Origin of the sequence: Asticcacaulis aquaticus (genome assembly GCF_028550415.1) — a bacterium.
Taxonomy (GTDB): Bacteria; Pseudomonadota; Alphaproteobacteria; order Caulobacterales; family Caulobacteraceae; genus Asticcacaulis; species Asticcacaulis aquaticus.
In genome coordinates, this window is record NZ_JAQQKX010000014.1 from 16,327 (window position 1) to 41,141 (window position 24,815).

A 24,815-nucleotide genomic window follows, 5' to 3' on the forward strand; every position below is an offset into this window, starting at 1 on the left:
CGACCATGTTTGCGAAATCTGCTGTCTGGACCACCGTCATCGGCGCGGGCGCACTCGGTGCCGCCGCTCAGGCCGGGACCGTCACCGTCGAGGTCGAACTGCCGCGCCTCGGCGTCGCGGAATACCATAAGCCCTACGTCGCGGGCTGGATCGAGGACGCCGCCGGTGCGCATAGGTCGAACCTGTTCGTCTGGTATCAGGCGGGCAAGGGCGACAAGTGGCTGAAAGACATCCGCACCTGGTGGCGCAAGTCGGGCCGCGACCTGACCCTGCCGCAGGACGGTCTGACCTCGGCGACCAAGGCGCCGGGCCGCCAGACGGTGAAGTTCGACAGCAATTCGCCGGCCTTCAAGGGCCTGGCCGCCGGTGACTACGTGCTGAACGTCGAGGCCTCGCGCGAAGGCGGTGGCCGCGAAGTGGTCAAGGTGCCGATCAAGTGGGACGGCAAGAAGGCTTCGGCCGGCGCCGCCAAGGGCGCGTCGGAACTGGGCGACGTCAAGTTCGCGTATAAGCCGTAAGATTAATCCTGCCCCGTAAACAGGTAGGGATGTAAGTATAATGACCCCAACCCTGCACAGCCCCGCGCCGGACAATCGCGTCCTCATTCCCGACCTGCACCGCAGGCCGGAGGATGCGGCGGGCTGTGCGCGGCACGAGCTGTCGGGTAAGGCGTTTGCGACGACGTGGCAGGTGGTGTTTCACGCCGACCGGGCCATCGACGCGATCCGGTTGCAGTCGGCGGCGCAGGCCTATCTCGATCGCATCGACGCTCAGATGTCGCCCTATCGCGTCGATTCCGACCTGACGCGGTTCAATACGGCATCGGACAGCGCCTATGTGCCGTTGCCGCCGATGCTGCTTCAGGTCATCCGTCAGGCGCTCAATATCGCCCGGATGACCGACGGGGCCTACGACCCGGCCCTGCTGGAAGCCGTGGAGGCGTGGGGCTTCGGGGCGAAGACCGTCGCGCCGGGGGTGCTGTCACCGGTCGCCGTGCAGGGCCTGAAACGCCGCGCCGACTGGCGGTCGCTCGACTGGGCCGCGCATGGTCTGATCAAGCCCGCAGGGCTCAGGCTCGACCTGTGCGGCATCGCCAAGGGCTATGCGGTGGACGGCCTGACGCAGATCCTGCGCACGACGCCGGGGATTCGTTCGGCGCTGGTCGAAATCGGCGGCGAGCTCAAAGGTTTCGGGGTGCGCGACGACGGTCTGCCCTACTGGGTGGAGATCGAGGGCGCTAACCAAAGAACGGTGATTGCCCTGTGCGATCTGGCCGTGGCGACGTCGGGCGATTCCAGACGCTTTTTCATTCATGACGGTCAAATCCTGTCGCACACCATCGACGCCGCCACCGCCGCGCCGACGCGGTCGGGCGTCAGCTCGGTCACGGTGTTCGACGCGGCCTGCTGGCGCGCCGATGCGCTGGCCACGGCGCTGATGGTGATGGGCGAAGACACCGCCATGACGTTCTGCGCCGCCCATGATATTCCGTGTCTGATGCGCATGCAGGCGGGGCATGAACGCCTGAGCCCGGCGCTGGAGGCCTGGCTGTGATCGAACTGGTCAATCATGATCCGCTGCGTCTGAGCCTGGCGGCCGGGGCGGGTGTCCTGTGGCTGTTCATGAGCGCCGCGATCCTGTGGCCGAAAGGGCGTAAGGGTTCGGCGGAAACCGTGGATGCGCTGATCCTGTCGGCGTCGCAGACCGGTCAGGCCGAGGAACTGGCCCGCCATACGCAAAAAACGCTGGCGGCAGGCGGTCTGACGACGCGCTACGTTTCCATCGGCGCAGTCGATGCGGCGGACCTGCAAAACGCGAAGCTGATTCTGTGCGTGGCCTCGACCACCGGCGTCGGTGATGCGCCGGACGATGGGCGCGTGTTCGAAAAGGCGCTGATGGCGACCACACCCCACCTGTCGGCACAAAGCTTTGCCGTGCTGGCGCTGGGTGATCGCTCTTACGAAGATTTCTGCGCCTTCGGGCATCGCATCGACGACTGGCTCAAGGCGTGCGGCGCGACGGCGAAAAAGCCGGTGCTGGAGGTCGACGACCTCGACGCGACGGCGCTGAAAACGTGGGAAAACTACCTTGCCGAATGGGGCGGCAGCCATGTCGAGGAAAGCAATCCCTTCGCGCCGTGGACATTGAACGCACGGGCGCGGCTCAATCCGGATAGCCCTGCAGCGGGCCTGTTCCGTATCGATTTCACCGTGCCGGAGGGCGCGTCGTGGCAGGCGGGAGATCTGGCCGAAATCCTGACACCGGACGGCCATCGCCGCGACTATTCCATCGCCACCCTGCCCGAAGAGGGTCGCCTGAGCCTGTTCGTGCGCGAAGTCATCAAGGACGACGGCTCGCGTGGCGTGGGATCGGGCCTGCTGACGCACGCGCTCAACCCTGCCGACACGGTGCCGATGCGGCTCAAGTCGCACAAGGGGTTCCACGCACCTGCGGGTCAGGGACCGGTCCTGCTGATCGCCGCCGGTTCGGGTCTGGCGGGGCTGAGGCCGCACCTGATCGCGCTGGCCGCACAAGGGCGTCCATGCTGGCTGGTCTATGGCGAGCGGCACCCGGTCAATGACGGGGCTCTGAGCCGTGACATGCAGGCCTGGCAGACGCAGGGGCGTTTGAAACGCCTCGATCTGGCCTTTTCGCGTCCGGACGACGGTGTGAAGCGCTATGTGCAGGATGTGCTCGATCACCGCGCCGAGGCTGTGCGCGACTATCTGGGCGCGGAGGGGGCGGTGATGGTCTGCGGCGGGCTCGACATGGGCCGCGCGGTCGAAGCGACGCTGCGCCGGATCATGGGGGAGACCTGGCTGGACGCTGCCCTGACCGGGGGTCATTATCGTCGGGATCTGTATTGACGTCGGAAACCACGGCTCCAGACCGCGCCGCCAGATACTCCTCCAGCGGCCTGCCGGTGCGGAGTTCGATCAGCTTGCGCGCCAGTTTCGGATCGGTGCGCAGCATCTCGTCGTCGCGCATCGCTTCCCGACGCTGGCAAAGCGCGGTGTGTTCGGCCTGGCGCACGATGTCGGCTTTGGCGCTTTGCAGGGCCGCGGTGTGTTGATAGACCTCAAGCTTCGCCTTAGCTGCCGCGGCTTCCGACGCATCGGCGCGGGTATAAAGCCGCTCGATGCGATCCCCAACACGCACAGCACGTTCGATCTCGGGCAGGGTTTCCGGATCGGGCAGCTTTTCCGCACAGGCCAGCATCCGGTCGGCAAAGGCGCGCAACCGCGCCCGTCGCTCTTCGGGGCTGAACTGTTCTTTTGTGCGGTCGACCTGTGACATGCGTCTATCATGAGCGCAGGTTTCACGAGCGGGGATAAAGGACGCAAAAAAAGCCGGTCGGAGCAAGTCCGACCGGCGGGGCAGTCTGGGGGGAAATCGCTTAAGCGGCAGCGGCCAGTTCCGACAATGCCTTGGTCGCGCCTTCGATCGCGGCGGCCTTGGCGTCCGGCCCGAAGGCCATCTTTTCCGAGCGGACGAAGGTCACGTCGGTAATGCCGATAAAGCCCAGCAGGGTGCGGATATGGCCTTCCTGATGGTCGAACGCCTTGGCGTCGCCTTCGGAATAGAAGCCGTCGCGGGTCTCGATGACCACGGCCTTTTTGCCCTTCACGAGGCCTTCCGGCCCGGCTTCGGTGTAACGGAAGGTGCGGCCTGACCGCAGCACGTAGTCGAACCACGTCTTGAGCAGGGCCGACATGCCGAAATTGTACATCGGCGCGCCGATGACGATCAGGTCGGCGGCTTCGAGTTCCGACACGCGGGCTTCGACGGTCTCGGCCAGTTGCGAGGCCTCGACGCTTTCGCCGACATTGCCGAAGAAGCCATTGATATTGCTGGCCGACAGGACCGGCAGAGGGGTCACGCCGAGGTCGTTTTCGATGAAGGTCGTCTTCGGGTCGGCCTTCACGAGGTCGGCCTTGTACGACTCGACGAGGGCACGCGACACGGAACCTTCGCCCTTGATGGACGAGTTGATGATCAGAACCTTGGACATGATGATCTCCTTGGAATTTTATAACCGTAACTGTTACGATTATAAATAAAGACAGTTTGTGAGTGATGGCAAGGGGCTTGCCGAAACATTACGGGGTTATCAGAGCGATATGTCGAAAAGTGTAAGCGGTTTTCGACGACAATATCGCGCCAAAACAAACACCTAAAGCGGAATGACGATTCTATCTAAAGTCATTCCGCTTTAGAATTTGGATTATCAGAATTTTCCGGCCTGATAGTCGGCGAAGGCCTGATAGATTTCCTGCGCCGTGTTCATGACGAAGGGGCCGTGACGCGCGATGGGCTCTTTCAGCGGTTGACCCAGCACCACCAGCACACGGGCACCGTCGATCCCGGCGGTCAGCGGCAGATCGGCCCCGAAGCTCAGGACCGCCGCCTGACCGCGTTCGACGACCTGCCCGCCGATGGTCGCCTGGCCGTCGAAGACGTAAGCAAAACCGGCATGGCCTTCGGGCGTCGGCACGGTGAGCGAAGCCCCGCCGTCCAGCGCCACATCGGCGATGAAGGGCTTCGTCGTCGGCGACTGGATCGGACCGGTCTGGCCTTGGTACGCACCGGCCAGCAGCTTTACCCAGGCGTCCGAATGGCGGATGACCGGGATGGTCGCGGCGGGCACGTCCTGATAGGCCGGATCGAGCATCTTTTCCTTGGCCGGCAGGTTCAGCCACAGCTGAAAGCCCTGCATCAGGCCGTTTTCCTGCTCCGGCATTTCGGAGTGGACAAGGCCGCGGGCGGTCGTCATCCACTGCACGTCGCCGGGACCGAGCAGGCCTTCATTGCCCTTATTGTCCTTATGGCGCATGCGCCCGGCCAGCATATAGGTGATGGTCTCGAAGCCGCGGTGCGGGTGGTTCGGGAACCCGGCGATATAGGCCTTGGGGTCGTCCGAGCGGAATTCATCCAGCATCAGAAACGGATCGACCTCGGGCAGGGCCTGCGTGCCCAGAACGCGATTGAGCTTGACCCCGGCGCCGTCGGTGGCCGGGATGCCGCGCACGAGGCGCGTAACGGTACGGATTGAGTCAGACATAGTCGTGTCTCCTTGTTGACGCTGTATATAGACCGCTATATCCGTTGTCAGAAGTCCGTCATTGCGAACCACGGTGTTGCATTTGGTGGAACACTATTTTCATCCTTCCCCGTTTACGGGGAAGGTGGATTTTTAGCGCCAGCTAAAAAGACGGAAGGGGGAGACGGAGCTTCGACACGGTTCGACCCGAATGCGTGGACTCTACGCTTTACCCCTTCCGTCTGCTCGTAAACTCGCAGCCACCTTCCCCGTAAACGGGGAAGGATGTCAGGAGAATTCATGACCTCGACCGTTGACCTCGACGACCTTCAGGCCTTTTTCCTTGTGGTGGAAACGGGGTCGTTCGCCCGCGCCGCCGACCGGTTGGGCGTGGCGAAATCCATCGTCTCGCGCCGGGTCGCGCATCTGGAAGAGGGCTTGAAAGCGCGACTGTTGACCCGCACGGCGCGCGGCACGACGACCACCGAAATCGGCGCGCTCTATTACGAGAAATCGCGTGAGGCCATGGCGCAGCTTGAGGCGGCACAGGAAGCCGTCACCTCGGCCATGTCGGAGGTCGCGGGGCCGATCAGGCTTTCTGCGCCGCTCAGTTTTGGCGTGTCGCATCTGGCGGAGGTGCTGACGGAATTTGCGCTCCGCAATCCACGTGTGGAACTCGATATCAGCTTCGACGACCGCCGCGTGGATATTCTCGGCGGCGGTTACGATCTTGTGGTGCGCATCGGAGAACTGACCGATTCCAGCCTTGTGGCTCGGCGTATCGGGCACATCAACGCCCTGATGGTGGCCAGCCCCGATTATCTGAGCCGCAAGGGTACGCCTGAGCGCCCGGACGATCTGATCGATCACGACTGCCTGCTCTATACCAATGTCGCGCCGGGCGATGTGTGGAAATTCGTCATCGACGGCGAGGTGCGTACCATCCGCCTCCCCGTAAGGCTCCGGACCGACAGCGGTGAGATGCTGCTGCGGGCGGCCGTGGCCGGGCTCGGCGTGGCGCGGCTCCCGGCCTTTATCACCAGCTCGGCGGTGGCGTCGGGCGAGGTCGTGCCAGTGCTCACCGCGCACAACACGACCTCGCCCCTGTGCGCCGTCATGCCGCCGGGGCGGGCCAAGACGGCGCGGGTCAGGGCGCTAGTCGATTTTCTGGCGCTGAAATTCGCCAACGAAGTGCTTTAGATCGTCGCCTTGATCGGACGGACGATGATCTCGTTCACATCGACGGTTGCCGGTTGCAGCAGCGCATAGCGGATGGCCTCCGCGATGGCCGAGGCCGGGATGGCTTCGGACCGCAGATCGCTGAGGAAGCTTTGCGTCTCGGCATGGGTTGTATGATCGCCCAGCTCCGACTCGGTAACGCCGGGACAAATGGTCGTGACACGCACGGTCTGGCTCTCCTGACGCAGGCCTTCGGATATGGCCCAGACGGCGTATTTGGTCGCGCTATAGACCGCGCAGGTCGGCCACACGCCATGCGCGGCGATCGAGGCGATATTGATCATATGGCCGGAGCCTTGCGCTTCGAAATGGGGCAGGGTGGCGGCGATGCCGTGCAGGGCGCCCCTCACATTGACGTCGATCATACGGTTCCACTCATCCATTTTCAGGGCGTTGAGCGGCGACAGCGGCATGACGCCGGCATTGTTGATCATGACATCGATGCGGCCATAGATCGCCAGCGCCTTATCCGCAAAGGCCTTGGCGCTGTCGGGATCGGTGACGTCGAGCGCGGCGAATTGCGCGGTGCCGCCTGCGGCGGTGATCTCGGCGACCAGCGCTTCCAGCCGCTCGGTGCGGCGCGCCCCGATCAGCAGTTTGGCGCCGTCAGCGGCCAGCAGACGGGCGGTGGCTTCGCCGATACCGCTCGACGCGCCAGTGATCAGGATGACTTTTGAAGACAGATTTGACATGGGGCTTACCTTTCAACAGGCGGTCGATCCGCCGTGCCCTCACCATCGCCCATTCCCGGTCTGAGGCGGTAGAGCGATGCGCCGCCATGATTGCACGATCCTCCAAATTGTGCTGAGGTGCGCTTTCGTCGTTCGCGCGTATGGCGCATAAGCGGATCGTGCATAAGGAGCCTCTGCAATGGAAAGCCTAAGCCGCCTGAGCGATATTCTCATGGCCCACACGCCCGGCAGCGGGACGTTTGACACGGCCTGGCCGCGCCTGTTCCTGATCCGCAGCGATCAACCCACCGAGCCGATGCCGACCCACTATGTCGCGGCGGCCTGCGTCATGGTGCAGGGTGCCAAGCAGGTGCTGGTCGGCGACCGGCTTTACGCCTATCGCGGCGGGCAATATCTGACCGTGTCGGTCGACGTCCCGGCGACGGGGCAGGTCACGCTGGCCTCGCCCGACAAGCCCTATCTGTGTCTGATGCTGACGCTGGATGCGGCGCTGCTGGGCGATCTTATCCTCGGCCTTGAGGCGCCGCCATCGGGCGAGGCGCTGGAGGCCAGCCTGCGCGTCGACGAGGTCGATGAGCGTCTGGCCGATGCCTGTCTGCGGCTGGCGGCCTTGCTCGATCGTCCGCGCGACCTCGCCGTGCTGGGGCCGCTGGTCGAGCGCGAAATCCTCTATCTGCTGCTTCAAGGCGAGCAGGGCCGTCGCCTGCGTCAGATCGCGACCGCCGACGGTCGCCTGACGCGCGTCACCCGCGCCATCCGCTGGCTGAAGGACAATTATAGCCGCCCGTTCCGCATGGCGGCCCTCACGGAGGCGGCCTCGATGTCGGCCTCCTCGTTGCATGCCCATTTCAAGGCGGTGACGCTGATGAGCCCGTTGCAGTATCACAAGCAACTGCGGCTACAGGAGGCGCGGCAACTGATTTTCATGCAGGGCATGGATGCCGCCGATGCCGGACACAGCGTCGGCTACGACAGCCCGTCGCAGTTTTCGCGCGAATACAAGCGGCTGTTCGGGGCGCCGCCGATCCGTGATGCGGCCCTGTGGGTGCAGAACCGCGAACACTTCGCCATAGCCGAGGCGGTCAGTTAGGCGACAGCGATGTCTGCGAGGCTTGCTGCGCCAGAACATCGCCCGGATTCGGCTCGGCGCGGGGATCGGGGATCAGAAGGGCGACGGCGACGCTCACCACGATAATGACGGCCAGAACCACCAGCACCAGCAGGGTCTGGCTGCCGGTATCGCGGGGCGGAGTATCGTGTTCGGTCTGAAACATCGCCATAAGTGGTCTCCCTCTGGCTTACCGTAAGCCTTGCGGAAACCGCGCAAGGTTTCAGCGGATTTCAGACTTGTTATCTGTAAAGATCGCGTGCGGTGCAGCCGGACGGGGCAAAAACGAAAATGGCGCTTGCCAGTCTCGCGCAATCTGTCCCTAATGGTTACCCCCGTAAGCATTCGGCGTATGGGCGGATGACGTTACGGCAGGGGCGCAGAGCATGGATGACACCGCATATACGGCTTTACGTGAAGGCGCCGCGGCCTACCTGCACCTTGATCTGCCGCCGGAATGCGAAGCCGGTGTCGCCGAAAATCTGGCGCTCCTTGCTAAACACGCGGCCATCCTTGAGCAGCACCTCGCCGAGGCCGAAGACGCATGAGCGATTTCACCCCGGCCCTGGACATAGCGGATCGCATCCGTCGCGGTGAGACCACGGCTCAGGCGGTTGTGCGCGCGGCACTCGACGCGGCACGGGGCGACCCGTTCAACGCTTTTACGCGCGTGTTCGATAGCGCGCTTGACGACGCTCAAGGTGTGGACGACGGGCGTCTCACCGGACCGCTGGCCGGGGTTCCGTTCGCGGTCAAGGACCTGTTCGACGTGGCGGGGCAGATAACCACGGCAGGCGCGCGGCTGCGTATCGACGCGCCCGCGGCGGTGCGGGACGCCGAGGCCGTGCGCCGGATGAAGGCGGCCGGGGCGATCCTGATCGGTACGCTGAACATGGACGAATTCGCCTATGGCTTTGCGACCGTCAACGCCCATTTCGGCACGACAAAGAACCCGCACGATCCGGAGCGGCTGGCCGGCGGCTCGTCCGGCGGCTCGGCGGCCAGCGTCGCGGCGGGTCTTGTGCCCCTGTCGCTGGGGTCGGATACCAATGGCTCGGTGCGCGTGCCGTCGTCGCTGTGTGGCGTGTGGGGAATGCGGCCCGCCGACGATACCATTCCGCTTGATGGTGTATTTCCGTTCGTGGAACTGCTCGATGCCGTCGGGCCGTTTGCCCGGACCAGCCGTGATTTGAAGACGCTGTACGAGGTTTTGTCCAGCACGACCCTGACCGGTGCGGCCGAGGGCTTGCGCGTGGCGCGGCTGGACGGATTTTTCGAGCGCAACGCCGCACCGGAGGCGCTCGACGCCGTTGAGGCCGTCATGACGCATCTGGGGTCGGATCTGGTCGCCGAATTGCCCGAAGCCGAAGGCGGACGGTCGGCGGGGTTTCTGATGACGGCGGCCATGGGCGGGGCGCTGCATCTCAACACCTTGCGCGCTCGGGCGATGGATTACGACCCCGCCGTGCGCGACCGGCTGATCGCCGGGGCGTTGTTGCCGTCGGGGATACTGGCCAAGGCGCTGCATTATCGCGATATCTATCGCCAGACCTTCGCCAGACTGTTTGACCGGTTCGATATTCTGGTCGCGCCTGCGACGCCGGTCAGCGCGCCGCGTATCGATCAGGCGACCATTCTGATCGACGGCAAACCGGCCTCGGCGCGCGCCAATCTGGGCATCTATGCGCAGGCGATTTCACCGACCGGCGCGGCGGTCGTGTCCGCGCCTTTGAAGACGTCGGGCCTGCCCATCGGGCTGCAATTCATCGCCAGACCGGGACGCGAGGGCGCGCTGTTCGCCCTGATGCACCGGCTGGAAGATGCGGGCGTATTGGGGTTCACGGAACCGGGGAGACGATCATGATCCACACCCCATCGTCCCTCAAGGGCATGGTCACCTCGCCGCATCATCTGGCGTCGCAGGCCGGGCTCGATATCCTCAAGCGCGGCGGTACGGCGGCAGAAGCCGCCATTGCGGTCGCGGCGACCCTGGCCGTCGTCTATCCGCATATGAACTCGATCGGCGGCGACAGCTTCTGGATCGTGCGCGAACCGGACGGCAGGGTTCATGGCGTCAGCGCCTGTGGCGCGGCAGCACAAGCGGCGACGCTTGACCTCTATCAGGGTCACACCACCGTGCCGTGGCGCGGGCCTTTGGCGGCCAATACGGTGGCGGGGACGATTTCCGGGTGGGAAGCGCTGCTGGCCACGGTCAAAAACCCGCTGCCGCTGGAAAAGCTGCTGGAGCGCGCCATCGACTACGCCGAAACGGGCGTGGTGATCACCAAAGGTGGCGCGGAAATTGCCGCCGCCAAGGACGCCGAACTGCGCGATCAGTATGGTTATGGCGCCGTGTTCCGGCCCGATGGCGCGCCCCTGCGCGAAGGGCAGGTGCTGAAGCAACCGGCGCTGGCGCGGACGCTGAAAAAGCTGGCCCATTATGGGTTGCGCGATTTCTACGAAGGCCATGTGGCGAAGGAGATTGCCGCCGATCTCAAGGCCGCCGGGTCGCCGGTGTCGGCGGAGGATCTGAAGGCGCATGCCGCCACCACGCCCGTGCCTCTCACGACGCAAATCGGTGGCGCGAACCTGTACAATATGACTCCGCCGACGCAGGGCTTCGCGTCGTTGCTGATACTGGCGCTGTATGACCGCTTGAAGGTTGTCGGCACCGAACATTTCGCCCATGTCCATGGCCTGATCGAAGCGACCAAACAGGCGTTTCTGCTGCGGGACACACATATCGGCGACCCGGCTTATATGGATTTCGATGCGCAGGGTCTGTTGTCGGATACGATGGCGCTCGATGCTTTGGCCGCGAAAATCGACCGCCAGACAGCCCTGCCATGGCCGCACATACCTCAGGAGGGCGATACCGTCTGGTTCGGCGTGATCGATAGCGAAGGCCGTGCCGTAAGTGCTATCCAATCGACCTATTTCGAGTTCGGCTCGGGTATCGTCCTGCCGCAAACCGGGATCATCTGGCAGAACCGCGGCGCGTCATTCCGGTTGACCGAGACGGGGTGGAACGCTCTAAAACCGGGGCGTAAGCCGTTCCATACGCTCAATCCCGCGCTGGCCGTGTTCGACGACGGGCGGGTGATGAGCTACGGCACCATGGGCGGCGAAGGGCAGCCTCAGACACAAGCCGCCGTGTTTTCGCGCTACGCCGCCGGTGTGCCGCTCCAGATTTCGGTGATCATGCCGCGCTGGCTGCTGGGCAAGACCTGGGGGGAGGAGAGCGTGACGCTCAAGCTGGAGGAGCGTTTCGATCCGGCCTTGATTGCACAGTTGAAAGACGCCGGGCATCAGGTTGAAATACTTCCGCATTTTACCTCGGTCATGGGCCATGCCGGGGCGCTGGTGCGTCATGCCGATGGTCGTATCGAAGGTGCGACCGATCCGCGGTCCGACGGGAGCGTGGCCGCATGGTAGGGGGTATTCGCGCGGTCGAGCGTTGCGATGCGCTGAAACGCCCGCCCTATTCGCAAGGCGCGGATATGCTGTTTCGTCCATACCTCAGCGCGGCGCACGACGCGACGATAGCGCAACTGACGGCGTGGATGTCAGAGGCGGGGATGACCGTGCGCCTTGATTCCGCCGGGAATGTGGTGGGGCGGTATGAGGGGGCCGGTGATAAGTCTCTGATCATCGCGTCACATATCGACTCCGTCCGCGATGGCGGAGCCTATGACGGGCCGCTGGGGGTCATGCTCGGCATCGAGGTCGTGGCGGCGTTGAACGCGCAGAATATCCGCCTGCCGTTCGCCATCGAAATCTACGCCTTCGGCGACGAAGAAGGTTCACGCTTTCCGGCCTCGATGCTCTGTTCGCGCGCCGTGTGCGGGCAGATCGATGCGAGCGTGCTGGACGTGGCTGACCGCGACGACGTGACCTTGTCGGCGGCACTGGAATCGTTCGGTCTGAGCCGCGACACCTTCCTCACCGCGCGGCGCGATCCGTCTGAGCTGATCGGCTATCTGGAGGCTCATATCGAACAGGGCCCGGTGCTGGAGGCCGAGGGTCTGGCGCTGGGGGTGGTGACCTCGATTGCCTGTCAGAAGCGGTTCGAGGTCACCGTCACAGGCGTGGCCGGTCACGCCGGCACCAATTCCATGACCCTGCGCAAGGACGCCCTTGCCGCCGCGGCGGAAATGATCCTGGCCATTGAGGCCGTGGCGCAGGCCGGGCCCGAAGACCTTGTCGCCACCGTGGGGCGCATGGCGGTCGGCCCCAATGCGCCGAACGTAGTGCCGGGCGAGGTGGTCTTCACCATCGACGTGCGTGCCGGGACCGAAGCCCCGCGCGATCAGGCGGCGGACGCGATTTTACAACGGATTCAGCAGATTGCGGCTAAACGCGAAACCCCTGCCTCAACGCGCCTGATTCACGATCTGCCCGCCGCGCCGTGTGATCCATCAATGATGGACAAGCTGTCGCGTGCGGTTACGAGTATGACCGGCAAGGCCGCGCGGCCCATCGTGTCCGGTGCGGGGCACGACGCCATGGCCTTTGCCGGGATCACGCCGACCGCCATGCTGTTCATCCGTTGTAAGGACGGGATCAGCCACAATCCACGTGAGGCCGTCGATCCTGTCGATGTCGACCTCGCTTTCCGGGCCATGCTGGCCTTTGTACAGGACCTTGGAACGACCGATGAGTGACTTTTTTGGCGAGATCAATCCGCCGCAACGCCTGCTGATGGGGCCGGGGCCGGTCAATGCCCACCCACGCGTGCTGCGGGCCATGTCGGCGGACCTGCTGGGGCAGTTCGACCCGGAAATGACCGCCTATATGAACGAGGTGATGGCGCTCTATCGTGGCGTGTTTCAGACGCAGAACCGCTGGACCTTTCTGATCGACGGCACGGCGCGCGCGGGGATCGAGGCGGCGCTGGTGTCGCTGATCGAACCGGGATCGAAGGTGCTGATCGTGCGGTCGGGGCGCTTCGGTCTGCTGCTGACCGAAATCGCCGAGCGTCTGGGCGCAGCCTATTCGACGGTCGATGCGCCGTGGGGCGAGGTCGTGCCGATGGCGCGTATCCGTGAAGCGGCGCTCGATTACCGGCCGCATGTGATCGCTTGCGTCCACGGCGACACTTCGACGACCATGGCCCAGCCGCTGGAAGGCCTGGGCGAATTGTGTCGCGAAATCGGGGCCCTGTCCTATGTCGATGCCACCGCGACGCTCGGTGGGATGGCGGTCGAGGCGGACAAATGGGGCGCCGATATCGTCACGGGCGGTCTGCAAAAGTGTATGGGCGGACCGTCGGGCTCGGCGCCGATCACCATCTCCGACCGGGCAGCAGAGTTCATTTTCAGCCGTCGTCACACCGAAAAAGGTATCCGCACAACCGACGCCGAAGACGGCGATCGCGCGCGTATCGGCTCGAACTATTTCGACTTGGCCATGATCATGGATTACTGGTCGGACAAGCGGCTCAACCACCATACCGAGGCAACGACCATGCTGTACGGGGCGCGGGAATGCGCGCGGCTGGTGCTGGCCGAAGGGCTTGAGACGCGCTTTGAACGTCACGCCAAGGCCGGGGCCGCGATGGCCGCCGGGGCGCGGGCGATGGGGCTGAGCGTCTATGGCGACGACCGCTATCGTATGACCAATGTCACCGGCATCCATATTCCGGCGGGCCTCGATGACGCCGCCGTGCGCCGTCGGATGCGCGAGGATTTCGAGATCGAGATCGGTACGGCGTTTGGCCCCTTGCAGGGGAAAATCTGGCGCATCGGGGCGATGGGCTATAATGCCATGAAGCATAAGGTGCTGATTACGCTGGGGGCTTTGGAGGCGTGTCTGCGCGCCGAAGGGTTTGCGGTGACAGGGTCGGGGGTGGATGCGGCGCTTGAGGTCTTCAATGGCTGATTATCCTCGCGACATGATCGGTTACGGTCAAACCCCGCCGGACGCCCAATGGCCGAACGGGGCGCGCATCGCCGTGCAGTTCGTCATCAATTACGAAGAAGGCGGCGAGAACAACATCCTGCATGGCGACAAGGGCTCGGAGGCTTTCCTGTCGGAAATGGTCGGCGCCCAGAGCCATGTCGGCACGCGGTCGATGGCCATGGAAAGCCTGTACGAATACGGATCGCGCGCCGGGTTCTGGCGGCTGCATCGCCTGTTCACCGAACGCAGCGCGCCGGTGACCGTTTATGGCGTGGCGACCGCGATGGAACGTCATCCGGACGCCGTCGAGGCCATGCTGAAAGCCGATTGGGAGGTCGCCACCCACGGCTATAAGTGGATCGACTATCAGTATGTCGATGAAGAGGTTGAGCGCGAGCATATTGCCAAAGCCATCGACATCCACACGCGCCTGACCGGATCGCGGCCTTTGGGCTGGTATCAGGGCCGGACCTCGCCCAATACGGCGCGGCTGGTGGTCGAGGAAGGCGGTTTTACCTACGACGCGGACTCGTACGCCGACGATCTGCCCTATTACGACACGCGGTATGGCAAACCCCAACTGATTGTGCCCTATACGCTCGACGCCAATGATATGAAGTTCGTGGCGCTGAACGGGTTTGAGGACGGCGAGCCGTTTTTCCGCTATCTGCGCGACACCTTCGATCAGTTGTATAAGGAAGGAGGCCGCATGATGTCGATCGGCCTGCACGGACGTGTGGCCGGTAAGCCTGCGCGGGCTGCGGCCGTGGCGCGCTTCCTCGATCATGTACTGAGCCATGATGACGCCTGGGTAGCGCGCCGCATCGACATCGCCAACCACTGGCTGAAGGTGCATCCTCATGCAGATTAACGATCCCATCCTGCTTAAGGAGATGATTACGGCCTTTTATGCTTATGAGGCGGCACTGATGGCCGACAATATCCCGGCTATGGACGCGCTGTTCCGTGATGCGCCGGAAACCGTGCGCTACGGCGTCGGCGAAGTCCTATACGGCATCGAGGAAATCCGTGCGTTCCGCAAAGGCCGGGGCGGTTCGCCGCAGCGTAGGCTAGGTCGCGTGGAGATCACGGTCTATGGTGAGGCGTTCGCCACCGCCAATGCTGAGTTTTTCCGCGAAGGCTCCGACAAACGGGGCCGTCAGTCGCAGTCATGGGTCAAATTCGCCGACGGCTGGAAGGTGGTGTCGGCGCATGTCTCGCTTGAAGGGGCCGCCTCATGAGCGATATCAACACCCTGACGCGTAAAGCCTTTATCGAACGCTTTGGCCTGTTGTTCGAGCATAATCCGTGGATCGTGGCTCAGGCCGAGACGATGCGGCCCTTTGCCGATCCTGAGGCCCTGCACGCCGGGTTCATGAAGGTGGTGGCGCACTCCGGCCCCGAAGCGCAACTGGCGCTGCTGCGCGCCCACCCCAAACTGGCCGACAAGGCGCAGGTCAAGGCAGGCCTGACGAAAGAGTCGGCCTCCGAACAGGCTTCGGTGGGCCTCAATGCCCTGACCGAAGCGGAGTTTGCCCGGTTCCATGAACTGAACACGGCCTATGAGACGCGTTTCGGCTTCCCGTTCATCATCGCCGTGCGGCTGGCGGGGGGCAAGGCGGGTATATTGAACGCCATGGAAACGCGGCTCGGCAACGACGCAGAGACCGAATTCGCGACGGCCTTGTCCGAGGTCGGCAAGATCGTCTGGCTGCGCCTGAAAGACGTGGTGACACCATGAGTCTTGCCGAGCACAATACCCGCGTCCGTCACGATCTCGACTGTCTGAACTACCCCGGCAGCGACTGGACCACGCCGCAAACCTCACCCGAAGGCCACGTCTATGACGTGATCATCGTCGGCGGTGGGCAGTCGGGCTTAGGCGCGGCGTTTGGTCTGAAGCGCGAGCGGATCAGCAATATCCTGATCCTCGACGAATGCCCCGAAGGCTTCGAGGGGCCGTGGGAAACCTATGCCCGCATGGTGACGCTCAGGACGCCGAAAACGATCACCTCGATCGATCAGGGGCTGCCGTCGCTGACCTTCCGCGCCTTCTGGGAAGCCCAGCACGGGCCGGATGGCTGGGCGAAGGTCGACAAGATCCCGCGTGGAGACTGGATGGCCTATCTGCGCTGGTTCCGGCAGGTGCTCGATTTGCCCGTGGTGAACGACGTCCGATTGATGCGCATCGAACCCTTGGGAGGCCTGTTCCGGCTGCACACGACCGGAGCGACCTATCTGGCGCGCAAGGTTATCCTCGCGACGGGTATTCAGGGCGGTGGCGAATGGCATACGCCGGACATGATCAAGGCTCTGCCGCGGCACCTCTATGCCCATACGTCCGAAGCCATCGATGTCGAGGCGCTGAAAGGCAAGCATGTCGGTATTCTCGGGGGGGGGGCGTCGGCGTTTGACAATGCGCATCATATCCTCGACGCCGGGGTGGGTGAGGCGCACGTCTTCGTTCGTCGCAAAGCCTTGCCGCGCATCAATCCGATCCGTCATATGGAGGCGGCGGGCCTGATCCCGCGCTTTGGGGCTTTGTCGGATGCGGATAAGTACGCGGCGATTTCGCACTTTTTCAAATTCAATCAACCGCCTACGAACGATACCTTTGCGCGGGCAGCGGCGCATGAGGGCTTTCATCTGCATACCGGCGCACCATGGCAAGCGGTGCGTGAGCGCGACGGCAAGGCTGTGGTGACGACGCCGCAGGGCGAACATGTTTTCGATTTTCTGATCATCTCGACGGGTCTGGTCACCGATCCGGCCCTGCGACCTGAATTGGCCGAGCTTGAGGCCGGGATCGCGCGCTGGGGCGACGTCTATGCCGCGCCGGAGGATGTGAAGAACGGCCTGCTTGACGCCCACCCCTATCTGGGCGCAGGCTTTGCCTTCAAAGGACGCGATGCGGCGGCGGACGCGAAATTGCACGGCCTGTTTGCCTTCAACTATTCGGCCCTTATCAATTTCGGCCTGTCGGCCTCGGCCCTGTCGGGGCTCAAATACGCCCTGCCGAAGCTGTGCGGGGCGGTGGCCGATCAGCTGTTCCTCGACGACCGTGAGAGCCGTTTGAACGCCTATTTTAGTTATGACGAGCCGGAATTTACCGGCGAATGGAGCCCGAAATGAGCCTGTCCACCCACGTTCTCGATACGGCCAGCGGCGTGCCGGCGGCGGATATGGGCCTGCACCTGCTGCGCGGACGCGAGGTGCTGTTTGCGGGCCGGACCAATGCGGACGGGCGCTGCAATGGCCTGCGTGAACTGGAGCTTGAGGTAGGTGTGTATCGGCTGGAGTTCGATGTGGCCGACTATTTCCGCAGCAAGGGTGTCGATCTGCCCGATCCGCCGTTTCTGGATCGCGTCGGCATTGACTTCGGCATGGGCGGCGAAGGGCATTATCATGTACCTCTGCTGGTCAGCCCGTATGGCTATTCGACCTATCGGGGGAGCTGAGGGATGGGAAGCGATATACATATCCCCTCTCCCTTGAGGGAGAGGGTGGCCGACAGGCCGGGTGAGGGGGAACTGTTAACCCGAACGCTACTGCACCATTTCCCCCTCACCCCAACCCTCTCCCTCAAGGGAGAGGGGGCTTTAGGGAAGCCCTATGCCCCATAAACTCCGTTTCTATCTCGACGGCGAGATCGTCAGCCTGAGCGATATCGACCCTACGATGACGCTCCTCGACTGGCTGCGCTACCGCGCCCAGCGCACCGGCACCAAGGAGGGCTGCGCCGAAGGCGATTGCGGGGCCTGCACCGTGCTGGTCGGCGAACTGAGCGGCGAGCGTATCGACTGGCGCGCCCTGAATGCCTGCATCCTGTTCCTGCCCATGCTTGACGGCAAGGCGCTGATGACGGTTGAGAGCCTGAAAGGCCAGCATCCGGTCCAGTCGGCCATGGTCGATCTGCACGGCTCACAGTGCGGGTTCTGCACGCCGGGGATCGTCATGTCGCTGGTCGGGCGGACGATGGGCGCGTGCGGGACGGTCAATGTTGATCCGGCAGATGTCCTAGCCGGAAATCTGTGTCGATGCACGGGCTACGGGCCGATCCTTGAGGTCTCAGAACAAAACCCGGCAGCGGCGTTCGACGATGTGCATATAGTTGACGCGCTTAAGAAAATTCGTCGTGACGATATGCTGATCCTCACCCATGAGGACACCTTGTCCGGCCTGACCCGGCGCTGGTTCACGCCACGCAGCGTCGACGATCTGGCGGCCTTGCGGCTGGAAATGCCCGAGGCGCGCATCGTCGCCGGGGCCACCGATGTCGGTTTGTGGGTCACCAAGCAGCATCGCGTGCTCGACAATATCATCTATATCGGCGGGCTGATGACCGGTATCGAAGAAACGCCGCAAGGCCTAACCATCGGGGCGGGCGTGCGCTATGCGGAGGCGCAAGCCGCGCTGGCGCGACTGCATCCCGACCTTGGCGAACTGGTCCGCCGTATCGGTGCGGTTCAGGTGCGCAATGCCGGGACCATCGGCGGCAATATCGCCAATGGTTCGCCGATCGGCGACACGCCACCCGCCTTGATCGCGCTCGGGGCCGAACTGACCCTGCGCCACGGCGAGACGCGGCGAACGATCCCGCTGGAAGACTATTTCCTCACCTACGGACAGCAGGATCTGCAGCCGGGTGAATTTGTCGAAAGCGTCTTTGTTCCGGCGCTCGATGCGACCGATTTCGTCCGGGTGGTGAAGCTCTCCAAGCGCTTCGATTCCGATATTTCGGCGGTTTGCGCGGCCTTTCACCTGCGCATCGCGGGTGGCATCGTGACCTTCGCGCGGCTGGCCTTTGGCGGCATGGCCGGGACGCCGAAGCGCGCCCATGCCACCGAAAACGTCCTGACCGGCAAGCCGTTTACGCCGGAGGTTCTGAGTGTTGCCGCCGAAGCCCTGCGGCAGGATTTTACACCCCTGACCGACGTGCGCGGCTCTTCCGACTATAGGTTGGAAGTCTCCGGCAACCTGTTGAAACGGCTGTGGTTCGAGTATCATGGCGAGTCGCGGGAGGCCGTCCATGGCTGACGCTCATTCCACACAATCTCCCAAGGTTCACGCCTCGATCAAACACGACAGCGCGCCGCTGCACGTGACGGGTACGGCGCTCTATACCGACGACGTGGCCGAACCCGCCGGGATGCTGCATCTGGCCTTCGGGCGCAGCGCACACGCCCATGCGCGAATCCTGTCGATGGACCTCGACGCCGTGCGCGCGGCACCCGACGTGGTGGCCGTCTTCACCGCCGCCGACATCCCCGGTGACAACAATGTCGCGCCGGTCGCCAAGGACGACAAGCTCATGGCCGACGGCGAGGTCGTCTTCATGGGCCAGCCGATCTTCCTCGTCGCCGCGAAATCGACCAAGGCCGCGCGGATGGCCGCCAAGCTGGGGCGCATCGACTATGACGTCCTGACGCCGATCCTGACCATCGCCGAGGCCCGCGCAGCCAACAGCCTGATTGAGGCAACGCAGGTCATGACACGCGGCGCGGTCGATCTCGACGCTGCGCCGCATCGCGTCTCAGGCTCGCTGGAAATCGGCGGGCAGGACCATTTCTATCTTGAAGGTCAGATCACCATCGCCACGCCGATGGAGCAGGGCGGGATGCACCTGCTCTGTTCGACCCAGCACCCGTCTGAAGTTCAGCATCTGGTGGCGCATCTACTGCACGTCAATTCAGCCGATGTGACGGTCGAGGTGCGGCGCATGGGCGGCGGCTTCGGCGGCAAGGAGACCCAGGCCTCGCTATTTGCGGCGGCGGCGGCCTTGGTCGCGGCCAAGACCGGCAAGCCCGCCAAGTACCGCGCCGACCGCGACGAGGATATGGAAATCACCGGCAAGCGCCATGATTTCACTGCCGATTACGATGTGGCCTTCGATGAGTCCGGGCGGATTACGTCGCTGCGGCTCGAACTGGCCTCGCGCTGCGGCTGTTCGACCGACCTGTCCCCGGCGATCAACGACCGGGCCTTGTTTCATTCGGATAATTGCTATTTCCTTGAAAACGTCGAGTTGATCTCACACCGGTTCAAGACCCATACGGTGTCCAATACGGCCTTCCGCGGCTTTGGCGGTCCGCAGGGGATGCTGGCCATCGAACGCGTCATGGATGCCATCGCCGTGCATCTGGGGCGCGATCCGCTTGAGGTGCGGCAGGACAATTTTTACGGCCCGGGCCGCGATGTGACGCCGTATCGTATGCCGGTGACCGACTTTGTCGCCGACCGCATTGTCGCCGATCTGGTGGCGGCCTCGGACTATGCCGCGCGGCAGGCGGATATCGCGCGATTCAATGCGACGCATCCCTATCTGAAACGCGGTATCGCCGTCACACCGGTCAAGTTCGGCATCTCCTTCACCACCTCGCACCTCAATCAGGCCGGGGCGCTGGTCCATTGCTACGTCGATGGGTCTGTATCGCTGAACCACGGCGGCACGGAAATGGGGCAGGGGCTGAATATCAAGGTGGCGCAGATCGTCGCCGACGTGTTTGGCCTCAACCTCGACAAGATACGCATCACCGCGACGCGCACGGACAAGGTGCCCAATACCTCGGCCACGGCGGCGTCGAGCGGGACGGACCTCAATGGCTGGGCGGCCTATAATGCCGCCATGACGATCCGCGAACGGCTGGCCGCATTCATGGCCGGTCGCAACGGCGTCGAGTCCGAAAGCGTCGTGTTCGAGGGCGGTGTGGTGCGCGCGGGCGAGGAGGTTCTGGGTTTTGCCGAGGTATGCCGACTGGCGCATTTCAACCGGATTTCGATGTCCTCGACCGGCTATTACGCCACGCCGAAGATCCATTACGACCGTAAGACCCATACGGGGCGGCCCTTCCTCTACTTCGCCTACGGCGCCTCGGTGTCGGAGGTCGAGATCGACACCTTTACCGGCGAATACAAGGTGTTACGCGCTGATCTGCTGCACGATGTCGGGCGCTCGATCAACCCGGCCATCGATCTGGGGCAGGTCGAAGGCGCCTTCGTTCAGGGTATGGGCTGGCTGACCTTCGAGGAACTGGTCTATAACGACAAGGGGCGGCTGCTGACCCACGCACCCTCGACCTACAAGATACCGTGCGCGTCCGATCGCCCCAAAGCCCTCAATGTTGATTTATGGCGCGCCGGAGAAAACCGCGAACCGACCATCCACCGCTCGAAGGCCGTCGGTGAGCCGCCCTTCATGCTGGCCAACAGCGTCTTTTCGGCCCTGTCGTTCGCCGTAGCGGCGGCTACCGGCAGCCGTAAACTGACGCTGGATGCCCCCGCCACGCCGGAACGTATCCTGCGCGCCCTGCGGGAGGGCACGGCATGAACTGGGCCGCTAAAGCCATTGAATGGCTGGACAAAGCGCCGGTTGCGCTGATCTCGCTGCTGGCTGTCGAAGGCTCGACCCCGCGCGAGGCCGGGACGCGGATGCTGGTCACGGCACGTGAGATTTTCGGGACGATCGGTGGCGGCAATCTGGAGTTCCAGTGCATCGATCAGGCGCGCATGGCCCTGAGACACGCGCCGGGCACCTGGCGCATTCAGGACTATCCGCTGGGGGTTTTGCTGGGCCAGTGCTGCGGCGGTCGGGTGCGCGTGATGATCGAGCGGCTCGATCCGGCGGACACGGCGTGGCTCATCGCGATCCGCGATCTCGACGCCTTCACCCTGCGCAGTGACCTGCACCCGGACAGTATAAGCCGCTGCCTGACGATTGAAACGCCGAACGTTTCGGCGCGCGGTGTAATCCCTGTGGCGGGTGATACGCTCATCGAGCGGATCGGCGAACCGCTGACGCCGGTTTTGATGTTCGGCGCGGGCCATGTCGGCATCGCCATCGCACGGGTCTTGCAGGGTTTGCCGTTCCGCCTCGACTGGTACGACAACCGCACCGATGTGCCCGACGCGGCCATCGTCGGCGATGCGGAAGCTCTGTGTGCCGTCGCGGCGGAGGGGCGGGGTCTGACCCTGATTCTGACCCACGATCACGCACTGGATTATGAACTGACCAAGGCGGCCTTGGGGTCGGACGCCCGGTTTATCGGCCTGATCGGGTCGGCGACCAAACGGGCGCGGTTCTTTTCCCGCCTGCGCAAGGACGGGTTTAGCGAGGATCAGATCGCGCGGATCGTCTGTCCCATCGGCTTGCCGGGGATTACCGGCAAGGCACCGGAGGTCATCGCAGTCGCCGTCGCCGCACAATTGCTGCAAATCATCAGTCAGAATAAGAATTTACCCGAGGGACTTCACTATGAACAAGCCGCTTATCTCGCTTGACGCCTTCATCGCCGGTCTGCCCAAGGCCGAACTGCATCTGCATATCGAAGGGTCGCTGGAGCCCGAACTGATGTTTGCGCTCGGTCAGCGCAATAAGATCGATCTGCCGTTCAAATCGGTCGAAGAGGTCCGCGCGGCCTACGAATTTTCCAACCTTCAGGACTTCCTCGACATCTATTATCAGGGCGCCAATGTCCTGCAAACCGAGCAGGATTTCCACGACCTCGCCAAGGCCTATTTCGACCGCGCCCACGCCGACAGCGTGCGCCACGCCGAGATTTTCTTCGACCCGCAGACCCATACGGATCGCGGTATCCCGATGCAGGTCGTCATGGATGGCCTGACCTCGGGCATGAAAGCCGCCGAGACCGAACACGGCCTGACCTCAAGCCTGATCCTTTGCTTCCTGCGGCATCTCGACGAGGATGCGGCGTTCGCGACGCTGAAAGCCGCCGAGCCGTTCCTCGACCGCCTGACCGGCGTAGGGCTTGATTCGTCCGAGGTCGGCCATCCGCCGTCGAAATTCGCGCGCGTGTTCGAGGCCGCCGCGGCGCTGGGTCTGAAAAAGGTCGCCCATGCCGGTGAGGAAGGCCCGCCGGAATACGTCTATGAGGCGCTCGATGTGCTGAAGGTCGATCGCATCGATCACGGCAACCGTTCGCTGGAAAATGCGCACCTGACCTCGCGACTGGCGCGAATGGGGATGACGCTGACCGTGTGTCCGTTGTCGAATCTCAAGCTCTGCGTGGTCGAGGATATGGGCGCGCACCCGATCCGCACCATGCTCGACAAGGGGCTGCGCGCCACGCTCAATTCGGACGATCCGGCCTATTTCGGCGGCTATGTGAACGACAATTACCGCGCGGTGGCGGCCTCAGGGCTGGTCGATCGTGACGATCTGATTACGCTGGCGCGCAATTCGTTCCTCGGCTCGTTCCTCAGCGACGAGGCGGTGTTCAAACACCTCGATGAGATTGATGCCTACGTGTCGAAGGCGGCAGAATGACGATTGCCAAGGCCTTCAAAGGCACCTTTTTCCACGCGCCCGTCTGCGGGCAAATCGAGGTGCTGCGCGATGTCCTGATCCGCTGCGACAGCGATGGCCGGATCGTCGACATCGTGCATCCGGACACCCCCGGCTATGCCGAAGCGGTCTTCGAAGACCGCTCGGCGGCGCGGCTGGAGACCCTGGCCCACGGCACCTACGCCCTGCCGGGGTTCTGCGACCTGCACATCCATGCGCCGCAGTGGCCGCAACTGGGCAAGGCGCTCGACGTGCCGCTGGAGGTCTGGCTGCAGAAGCATACCTTCCCGCTGGAGGCGCGTTATTCTGACCTTGGTTTTGCCCGCCGGTCCTATGAGGGGCTGGTCGATGACCTGTTGTCGAACGGCACGACGACGGCACTCTATTTCGCCACCCAGCATCAGGACGCGACGCGGCTTCTGGCCGATATCTGCCTTGAGAAGGGCCAACGCGCCCTGATCGGCAAGGTGGCGATGGATAATCCTCAGGAATGTCCTAACTTCTACGTCGAATCGACCGACGCGGCCCTGCGCGGTACATCGGATTTCATCGACTATGTGCGCGGCCTGAAAACCGGGCGCATCAAGCCCGTCGTGACGCCGCGCTTCATCGCCTCGTGCACCGATGCGGCGCTGGAAGGGCTGGGCGATCTGGCCAAGCGTTGCGGCTGCCATATCCAGACCCATTGTTCCGAAAGCGACTGGGAGCACAATTACGTCCTTGAGCGCCATGGGATGGAGGATACCGACAGCCTTGACCGCTTCGGCCTTCTGACGCGGCACACGGTTCTGGCCCACGCCAATTTCATTTCCGAGTCCAATATGGACAAGATTTCGGCACGTGGGGCGGGGATCGCCCACTGCCCGCTGTCGAACTATTATTTCTCCAATGCCGTATTCCCGTTGAAGCGGGCGCTGGAGAAGGGGCTGCGTGTGGGCCTGGGGACGGATATTTCCGGCGGGCCGTCGGCCTCGATCCTCGACAATATGCGTTGGGCGGTGGCCTCGTCGCGCGCTCTGCACGACGGGGTCGATGCGCGGCTGCATTGGGACAATCGCGGCCTGCGCGGCAGCCAGATCGACTGGCGCACGGCGTTCCATATCGCCACCAGAGGCGGGGCGGAGGCTTTGGACCTGCCGGTCGGGGCGTTCGAAAAGGGTCGCTATTTCGATGCGCAGCTTATCGATCCGCAGGCAAAGGCGGGTACGATCCGTTTGATGGACGATCTCGACAGCGACGAGGAGGTCCTGCAAAAGATCGTCTATACGGCGTCGAAGGCCAATATTGCGCGCGTCTGGGTGGCCGGCGACCGCGTGGCGGGTTAGAGACGGTTTGGAAAATCATCGGGTCGCTCTCACGGGTCTTTATTTCCGCCCGCTATGTTGGAAACTTGCCCCGATGTTCACATCGAGGCTTCGTTTCCGCCTTGCGGTCAAACTACGTTTTGCGGAAAAAATCCCTCGCGAGTGCTCAACCGCTGACTTCCCAAACCGTCTCTTAAGCCTTCCTTCAGAGGTGTGGCCAAGACGGGCG

The 24,815-nt window shown here is 63.5% G+C and carries 25 protein-coding genes; 20 read left to right on the plus strand and 5 right to left on the minus strand.

Features of this window, described 5'->3' with window-relative positions; genetic code table 11:
- The first annotated feature begins 5 nt into the window (after positions 1-5).
- The 3 genes from PQU92_RS15235 to PQU92_RS15245 are packed head-to-tail and all read left to right on the plus strand — an operon-like array spanning position 6 to position 2,867.
- Positions 6-518, plus strand: a complete 513-nt coding sequence (locus tag PQU92_RS15235) for a DUF2271 domain-containing protein (protein WP_272749109.1) — start codon at positions 6-8, stop codon at positions 516-518.
- Between the two features lie 40 nt (positions 519-558).
- Complete coding sequence (locus PQU92_RS15240) at positions 559-1,554, plus strand: FAD:protein FMN transferase (RefSeq protein WP_272749110.1); 996 nt, start codon at positions 559-561, stop codon at positions 1,552-1,554.
- Positions 1,551-2,867: an NADPH cytochrome P450 oxidoreductase family protein gene (locus PQU92_RS15245; RefSeq protein ID WP_272749111.1), complete on the plus strand. Its 1,317-nt coding sequence runs from the start codon at positions 1,551-1,553 to the stop codon at positions 2,865-2,867. Before PQU92_RS15240 ends, PQU92_RS15245 begins: the two co-directional genes overlap by 4 nt.
- On the opposite strand, the gene PQU92_RS15250 is transcribed toward PQU92_RS15245, so the two are convergent.
- The 3 genes from PQU92_RS15250 to PQU92_RS15260 all read right to left on the minus strand — a co-directional run bounded on the left by PQU92_RS15250 (position 2,803) and on the right by PQU92_RS15260 (position 5,062).
- Entirely contained in the window at positions 2,803-3,297 is a 495-nt protein-coding gene (locus tag PQU92_RS15250) for a hypothetical protein (protein ID WP_272749112.1), read from the minus strand. The two genes, PQU92_RS15245 and PQU92_RS15250, sit on opposite strands and share 65 nt — an antisense overlap.
- A gap of 100 nt (positions 3,298-3,397) precedes the next feature.
- Entirely contained in the window at positions 3,398-4,012 is a 615-nt protein-coding gene (locus tag PQU92_RS15255; RefSeq protein ID WP_272749113.1) for an FMN-dependent NADH-azoreductase, read from the minus strand.
- 216 nt (positions 4,013-4,228) lie between these two features.
- Positions 4,229-5,062 carry a pirin family protein gene (locus tag PQU92_RS15260; RefSeq protein ID WP_272749114.1) on the minus strand — a complete coding sequence of 278 codons (834 nt, stop codon included), beginning with the start codon at positions 5,060-5,062 and terminating at the stop codon, positions 4,229-4,231.
- Positions 5,063-5,341: 279 nt separating this feature from the next.
- Here PQU92_RS15260 and PQU92_RS15265 point away from each other — a divergent pair, with 279 nt between their 5' ends.
- Entirely contained in the window at positions 5,342-6,241 is a 900-nt protein-coding gene (locus tag PQU92_RS15265) for a LysR family transcriptional regulator (protein ID WP_272749115.1), read from the plus strand.
- On the opposite strand, the gene PQU92_RS15270 is transcribed toward PQU92_RS15265, so the two are convergent.
- Positions 6,238-6,972 carry an SDR family oxidoreductase gene (locus PQU92_RS15270; RefSeq protein ID WP_272749116.1) on the minus strand — a complete coding sequence of 245 codons (735 nt, stop codon included), beginning with the start codon at positions 6,970-6,972 and terminating at the stop codon, positions 6,238-6,240. The genes PQU92_RS15265 and PQU92_RS15270 overlap by 4 nt on opposite strands.
- 178 nt (positions 6,973-7,150) lie before the next feature.
- Between PQU92_RS15270 and PQU92_RS15275 the strand changes: the two genes are divergently transcribed.
- Complete coding sequence (locus PQU92_RS15275; RefSeq protein WP_272749117.1) at positions 7,151-8,062, plus strand: AraC family transcriptional regulator; 912 nt, start codon at positions 7,151-7,153, stop codon at positions 8,060-8,062.
- Here the strand turns inward: PQU92_RS15275 and PQU92_RS15280 are convergent.
- Entirely contained in the window at positions 8,055-8,252 is a 198-nt protein-coding gene (locus PQU92_RS15280; RefSeq protein WP_272749118.1) for a hypothetical protein, read from the minus strand. The genes PQU92_RS15275 and PQU92_RS15280 overlap by 8 nt on opposite strands.
- Before the next feature lie 214 nt (positions 8,253-8,466).
- Between PQU92_RS15280 and PQU92_RS15285 the strand changes: the two genes are divergently transcribed.
- The 15 genes from PQU92_RS15285 (at position 8,467) to guaD (ending at position 24,607) form a co-directional block, all read left to right on the plus strand.
- On the plus strand, positions 8,467-8,628 hold the full coding sequence (locus tag PQU92_RS15285) for an AtzG-like protein (RefSeq protein ID WP_272749119.1): 162 nt from the start codon (positions 8,467-8,469) through the stop codon (positions 8,626-8,628).
- Positions 8,625-9,944 (plus strand): AtzE family amidohydrolase, encoded by a 1,320-nt coding sequence (locus tag PQU92_RS15290; RefSeq protein ID WP_272749120.1) that lies wholly within the window; start codon positions 8,625-8,627, stop codon positions 9,942-9,944. The genes PQU92_RS15285 and PQU92_RS15290 overlap by 4 nt, the downstream gene beginning before the upstream one ends.
- Positions 9,941-11,515: a gamma-glutamyltransferase family protein gene (locus PQU92_RS15295; RefSeq protein WP_272749121.1), complete on the plus strand. Its 1,575-nt coding sequence runs from the start codon at positions 9,941-9,943 to the stop codon at positions 11,513-11,515. The genes PQU92_RS15290 and PQU92_RS15295 overlap by 4 nt, the downstream gene beginning before the upstream one ends.
- Complete coding sequence (locus tag PQU92_RS15300; RefSeq protein WP_272749122.1) at positions 11,509-12,744, plus strand: allantoate amidohydrolase; 1,236 nt, start codon at positions 11,509-11,511, stop codon at positions 12,742-12,744. The genes PQU92_RS15295 and PQU92_RS15300 overlap by 7 nt, the downstream gene beginning before the upstream one ends.
- Positions 12,737-13,960, plus strand: a complete 1,224-nt coding sequence (locus PQU92_RS15305; RefSeq protein WP_272749123.1) for a pyridoxal-phosphate-dependent aminotransferase family protein — start codon at positions 12,737-12,739, stop codon at positions 13,958-13,960. The genes PQU92_RS15300 and PQU92_RS15305 overlap by 8 nt, the downstream gene beginning before the upstream one ends.
- Positions 13,953-14,852 (plus strand): allantoinase PuuE, encoded by a 900-nt coding sequence (gene puuE / locus PQU92_RS15310; protein WP_272749124.1) that lies wholly within the window; start codon positions 13,953-13,955, stop codon positions 14,850-14,852. The genes PQU92_RS15305 and puuE overlap by 8 nt, the downstream gene beginning before the upstream one ends.
- Complete coding sequence (gene hpxZ, locus PQU92_RS15315) at positions 14,842-15,222, plus strand: oxalurate catabolism protein HpxZ (protein ID WP_272749125.1); 381 nt, start codon at positions 14,842-14,844, stop codon at positions 15,220-15,222. Before puuE ends, hpxZ begins: the two co-directional genes overlap by 11 nt.
- Complete coding sequence (gene uraD / locus PQU92_RS15320; protein WP_272749126.1) at positions 15,219-15,722, plus strand: 2-oxo-4-hydroxy-4-carboxy-5-ureidoimidazoline decarboxylase; 504 nt, start codon at positions 15,219-15,221, stop codon at positions 15,720-15,722. The genes hpxZ and uraD overlap by 4 nt, the downstream gene beginning before the upstream one ends.
- Positions 15,719-17,113, plus strand: a complete 1,395-nt coding sequence (locus PQU92_RS15325; RefSeq protein WP_272749127.1) for an NAD(P)-binding domain-containing protein — start codon at positions 15,719-15,721, stop codon at positions 17,111-17,113. The genes uraD and PQU92_RS15325 overlap by 4 nt, the downstream gene beginning before the upstream one ends.
- Complete coding sequence (gene uraH, locus PQU92_RS15330) at positions 17,110-17,439, plus strand: hydroxyisourate hydrolase (RefSeq protein WP_272749128.1); 330 nt, start codon at positions 17,110-17,112, stop codon at positions 17,437-17,439. Before PQU92_RS15325 ends, uraH begins: the two co-directional genes overlap by 4 nt.
- Positions 17,440-17,593: 154 nt before the next feature.
- On the plus strand, positions 17,594-19,018 hold the full coding sequence (gene xdhA, locus PQU92_RS15335) for a xanthine dehydrogenase small subunit (protein WP_272749129.1): 1,425 nt from the start codon (positions 17,594-17,596) through the stop codon (positions 19,016-19,018).
- A complete protein-coding gene (gene xdhB, locus PQU92_RS15340; protein WP_272749130.1) occupies positions 19,011-21,308 on the plus strand; it encodes a xanthine dehydrogenase molybdopterin binding subunit in 2,298 nt (765 codons plus the stop codon). The genes xdhA and xdhB overlap by 8 nt, the downstream gene beginning before the upstream one ends.
- Positions 21,305-22,258 carry a xanthine dehydrogenase accessory protein XdhC gene (gene xdhC / locus PQU92_RS15345; RefSeq protein WP_272749131.1) on the plus strand — a complete coding sequence of 318 codons (954 nt, stop codon included), beginning with the start codon at positions 21,305-21,307 and terminating at the stop codon, positions 22,256-22,258. The genes xdhB and xdhC overlap by 4 nt, the downstream gene beginning before the upstream one ends.
- On the plus strand, positions 22,233-23,264 hold the full coding sequence (locus PQU92_RS15350) for an adenosine deaminase (RefSeq protein ID WP_272749132.1): 1,032 nt from the start codon (positions 22,233-22,235) through the stop codon (positions 23,262-23,264). The genes xdhC and PQU92_RS15350 overlap by 26 nt, the downstream gene beginning before the upstream one ends.
- On the plus strand, positions 23,261-24,607 hold the full coding sequence (gene guaD, locus PQU92_RS15355) for a guanine deaminase (RefSeq protein WP_272749133.1): 1,347 nt from the start codon (positions 23,261-23,263) through the stop codon (positions 24,605-24,607). Before PQU92_RS15350 ends, guaD begins: the two co-directional genes overlap by 4 nt.
- Positions 24,608-24,815: the final 208 nt, after the last annotated feature.

Excerpts from the sequence above, each read along its gene's own strand:
- PQU92_RS15235 (WP_272749109.1), top strand. The coding sequence starts at position 6 with ATGTTTGCGAAATCTGCTGTCTGGACCACCGTCATCGGCGCGGGCGCA.
- PQU92_RS15240 (WP_272749110.1), top strand. The coding sequence starts at position 559 with ATGACCCCAACCCTGCACAGCCCCGCGCCGGACAATCGCGTCCTCATT.
- PQU92_RS15250 (WP_272749112.1), bottom strand. The coding sequence starts at position 3,297 with ATGTCACAGGTCGACCGCACAAAAGAACAGTTCAGCCCCGAAGAGCGA.
- PQU92_RS15255 (WP_272749113.1), bottom strand. The coding sequence starts at position 4,012 with ATGTCCAAGGTTCTGATCATCAACTCGTCCATCAAGGGCGAAGGTTCC.
- PQU92_RS15260 (WP_272749114.1), bottom strand. The coding sequence starts at position 5,062 with ATGTCTGACTCAATCCGTACCGTTACGCGCCTCGTGCGCGGCATCCCG.
- PQU92_RS15265 (WP_272749115.1), top strand. The coding sequence starts at position 5,342 with ATGACCTCGACCGTTGACCTCGACGACCTTCAGGCCTTTTTCCTTGTG.
- PQU92_RS15270 (WP_272749116.1), bottom strand. The coding sequence starts at position 6,972 with ATGTCAAATCTGTCTTCAAAAGTCATCCTGATCACTGGCGCGTCGAGC.
- PQU92_RS15275 (WP_272749117.1), top strand. The coding sequence starts at position 7,151 with ATGGAAAGCCTAAGCCGCCTGAGCGATATTCTCATGGCCCACACGCCC.
- PQU92_RS15280 (WP_272749118.1), bottom strand. The coding sequence starts at position 8,252 with ATGGCGATGTTTCAGACCGAACACGATACTCCGCCCCGCGATACCGGC.
- PQU92_RS15285 (WP_272749119.1), top strand. The coding sequence starts at position 8,467 with ATGGATGACACCGCATATACGGCTTTACGTGAAGGCGCCGCGGCCTAC.
- PQU92_RS15290 (WP_272749120.1), top strand. The coding sequence starts at position 8,625 with ATGAGCGATTTCACCCCGGCCCTGGACATAGCGGATCGCATCCGTCGC.
- PQU92_RS15295 (WP_272749121.1), top strand. The coding sequence starts at position 9,941 with ATGATCCACACCCCATCGTCCCTCAAGGGCATGGTCACCTCGCCGCAT.
- PQU92_RS15300 (WP_272749122.1), top strand. The coding sequence starts at position 11,509 with ATGGTAGGGGGTATTCGCGCGGTCGAGCGTTGCGATGCGCTGAAACGC.
- PQU92_RS15305 (WP_272749123.1), top strand. The coding sequence starts at position 12,737 with ATGAGTGACTTTTTTGGCGAGATCAATCCGCCGCAACGCCTGCTGATG.
- puuE (WP_272749124.1), top strand. The coding sequence starts at position 13,953 with ATGGCTGATTATCCTCGCGACATGATCGGTTACGGTCAAACCCCGCCG.
- hpxZ (WP_272749125.1), top strand. The coding sequence starts at position 14,842 with ATGCAGATTAACGATCCCATCCTGCTTAAGGAGATGATTACGGCCTTT.
- uraD (WP_272749126.1), top strand. The coding sequence starts at position 15,219 with ATGAGCGATATCAACACCCTGACGCGTAAAGCCTTTATCGAACGCTTT.
- PQU92_RS15325 (WP_272749127.1), top strand. The coding sequence starts at position 15,719 with ATGAGTCTTGCCGAGCACAATACCCGCGTCCGTCACGATCTCGACTGT.
- uraH (WP_272749128.1), top strand. The coding sequence starts at position 17,110 with ATGAGCCTGTCCACCCACGTTCTCGATACGGCCAGCGGCGTGCCGGCG.
- xdhA (WP_272749129.1), top strand. The coding sequence starts at position 17,594 with ATGCCCCATAAACTCCGTTTCTATCTCGACGGCGAGATCGTCAGCCTG.
- xdhB (WP_272749130.1), top strand. The coding sequence starts at position 19,011 with ATGGCTGACGCTCATTCCACACAATCTCCCAAGGTTCACGCCTCGATC.
- xdhC (WP_272749131.1), top strand. The coding sequence starts at position 21,305 with ATGAACTGGGCCGCTAAAGCCATTGAATGGCTGGACAAAGCGCCGGTT.
- PQU92_RS15350 (WP_272749132.1), top strand. The coding sequence starts at position 22,233 with ATGAACAAGCCGCTTATCTCGCTTGACGCCTTCATCGCCGGTCTGCCC.
- guaD (WP_272749133.1), top strand. The coding sequence starts at position 23,261 with ATGACGATTGCCAAGGCCTTCAAAGGCACCTTTTTCCACGCGCCCGTC.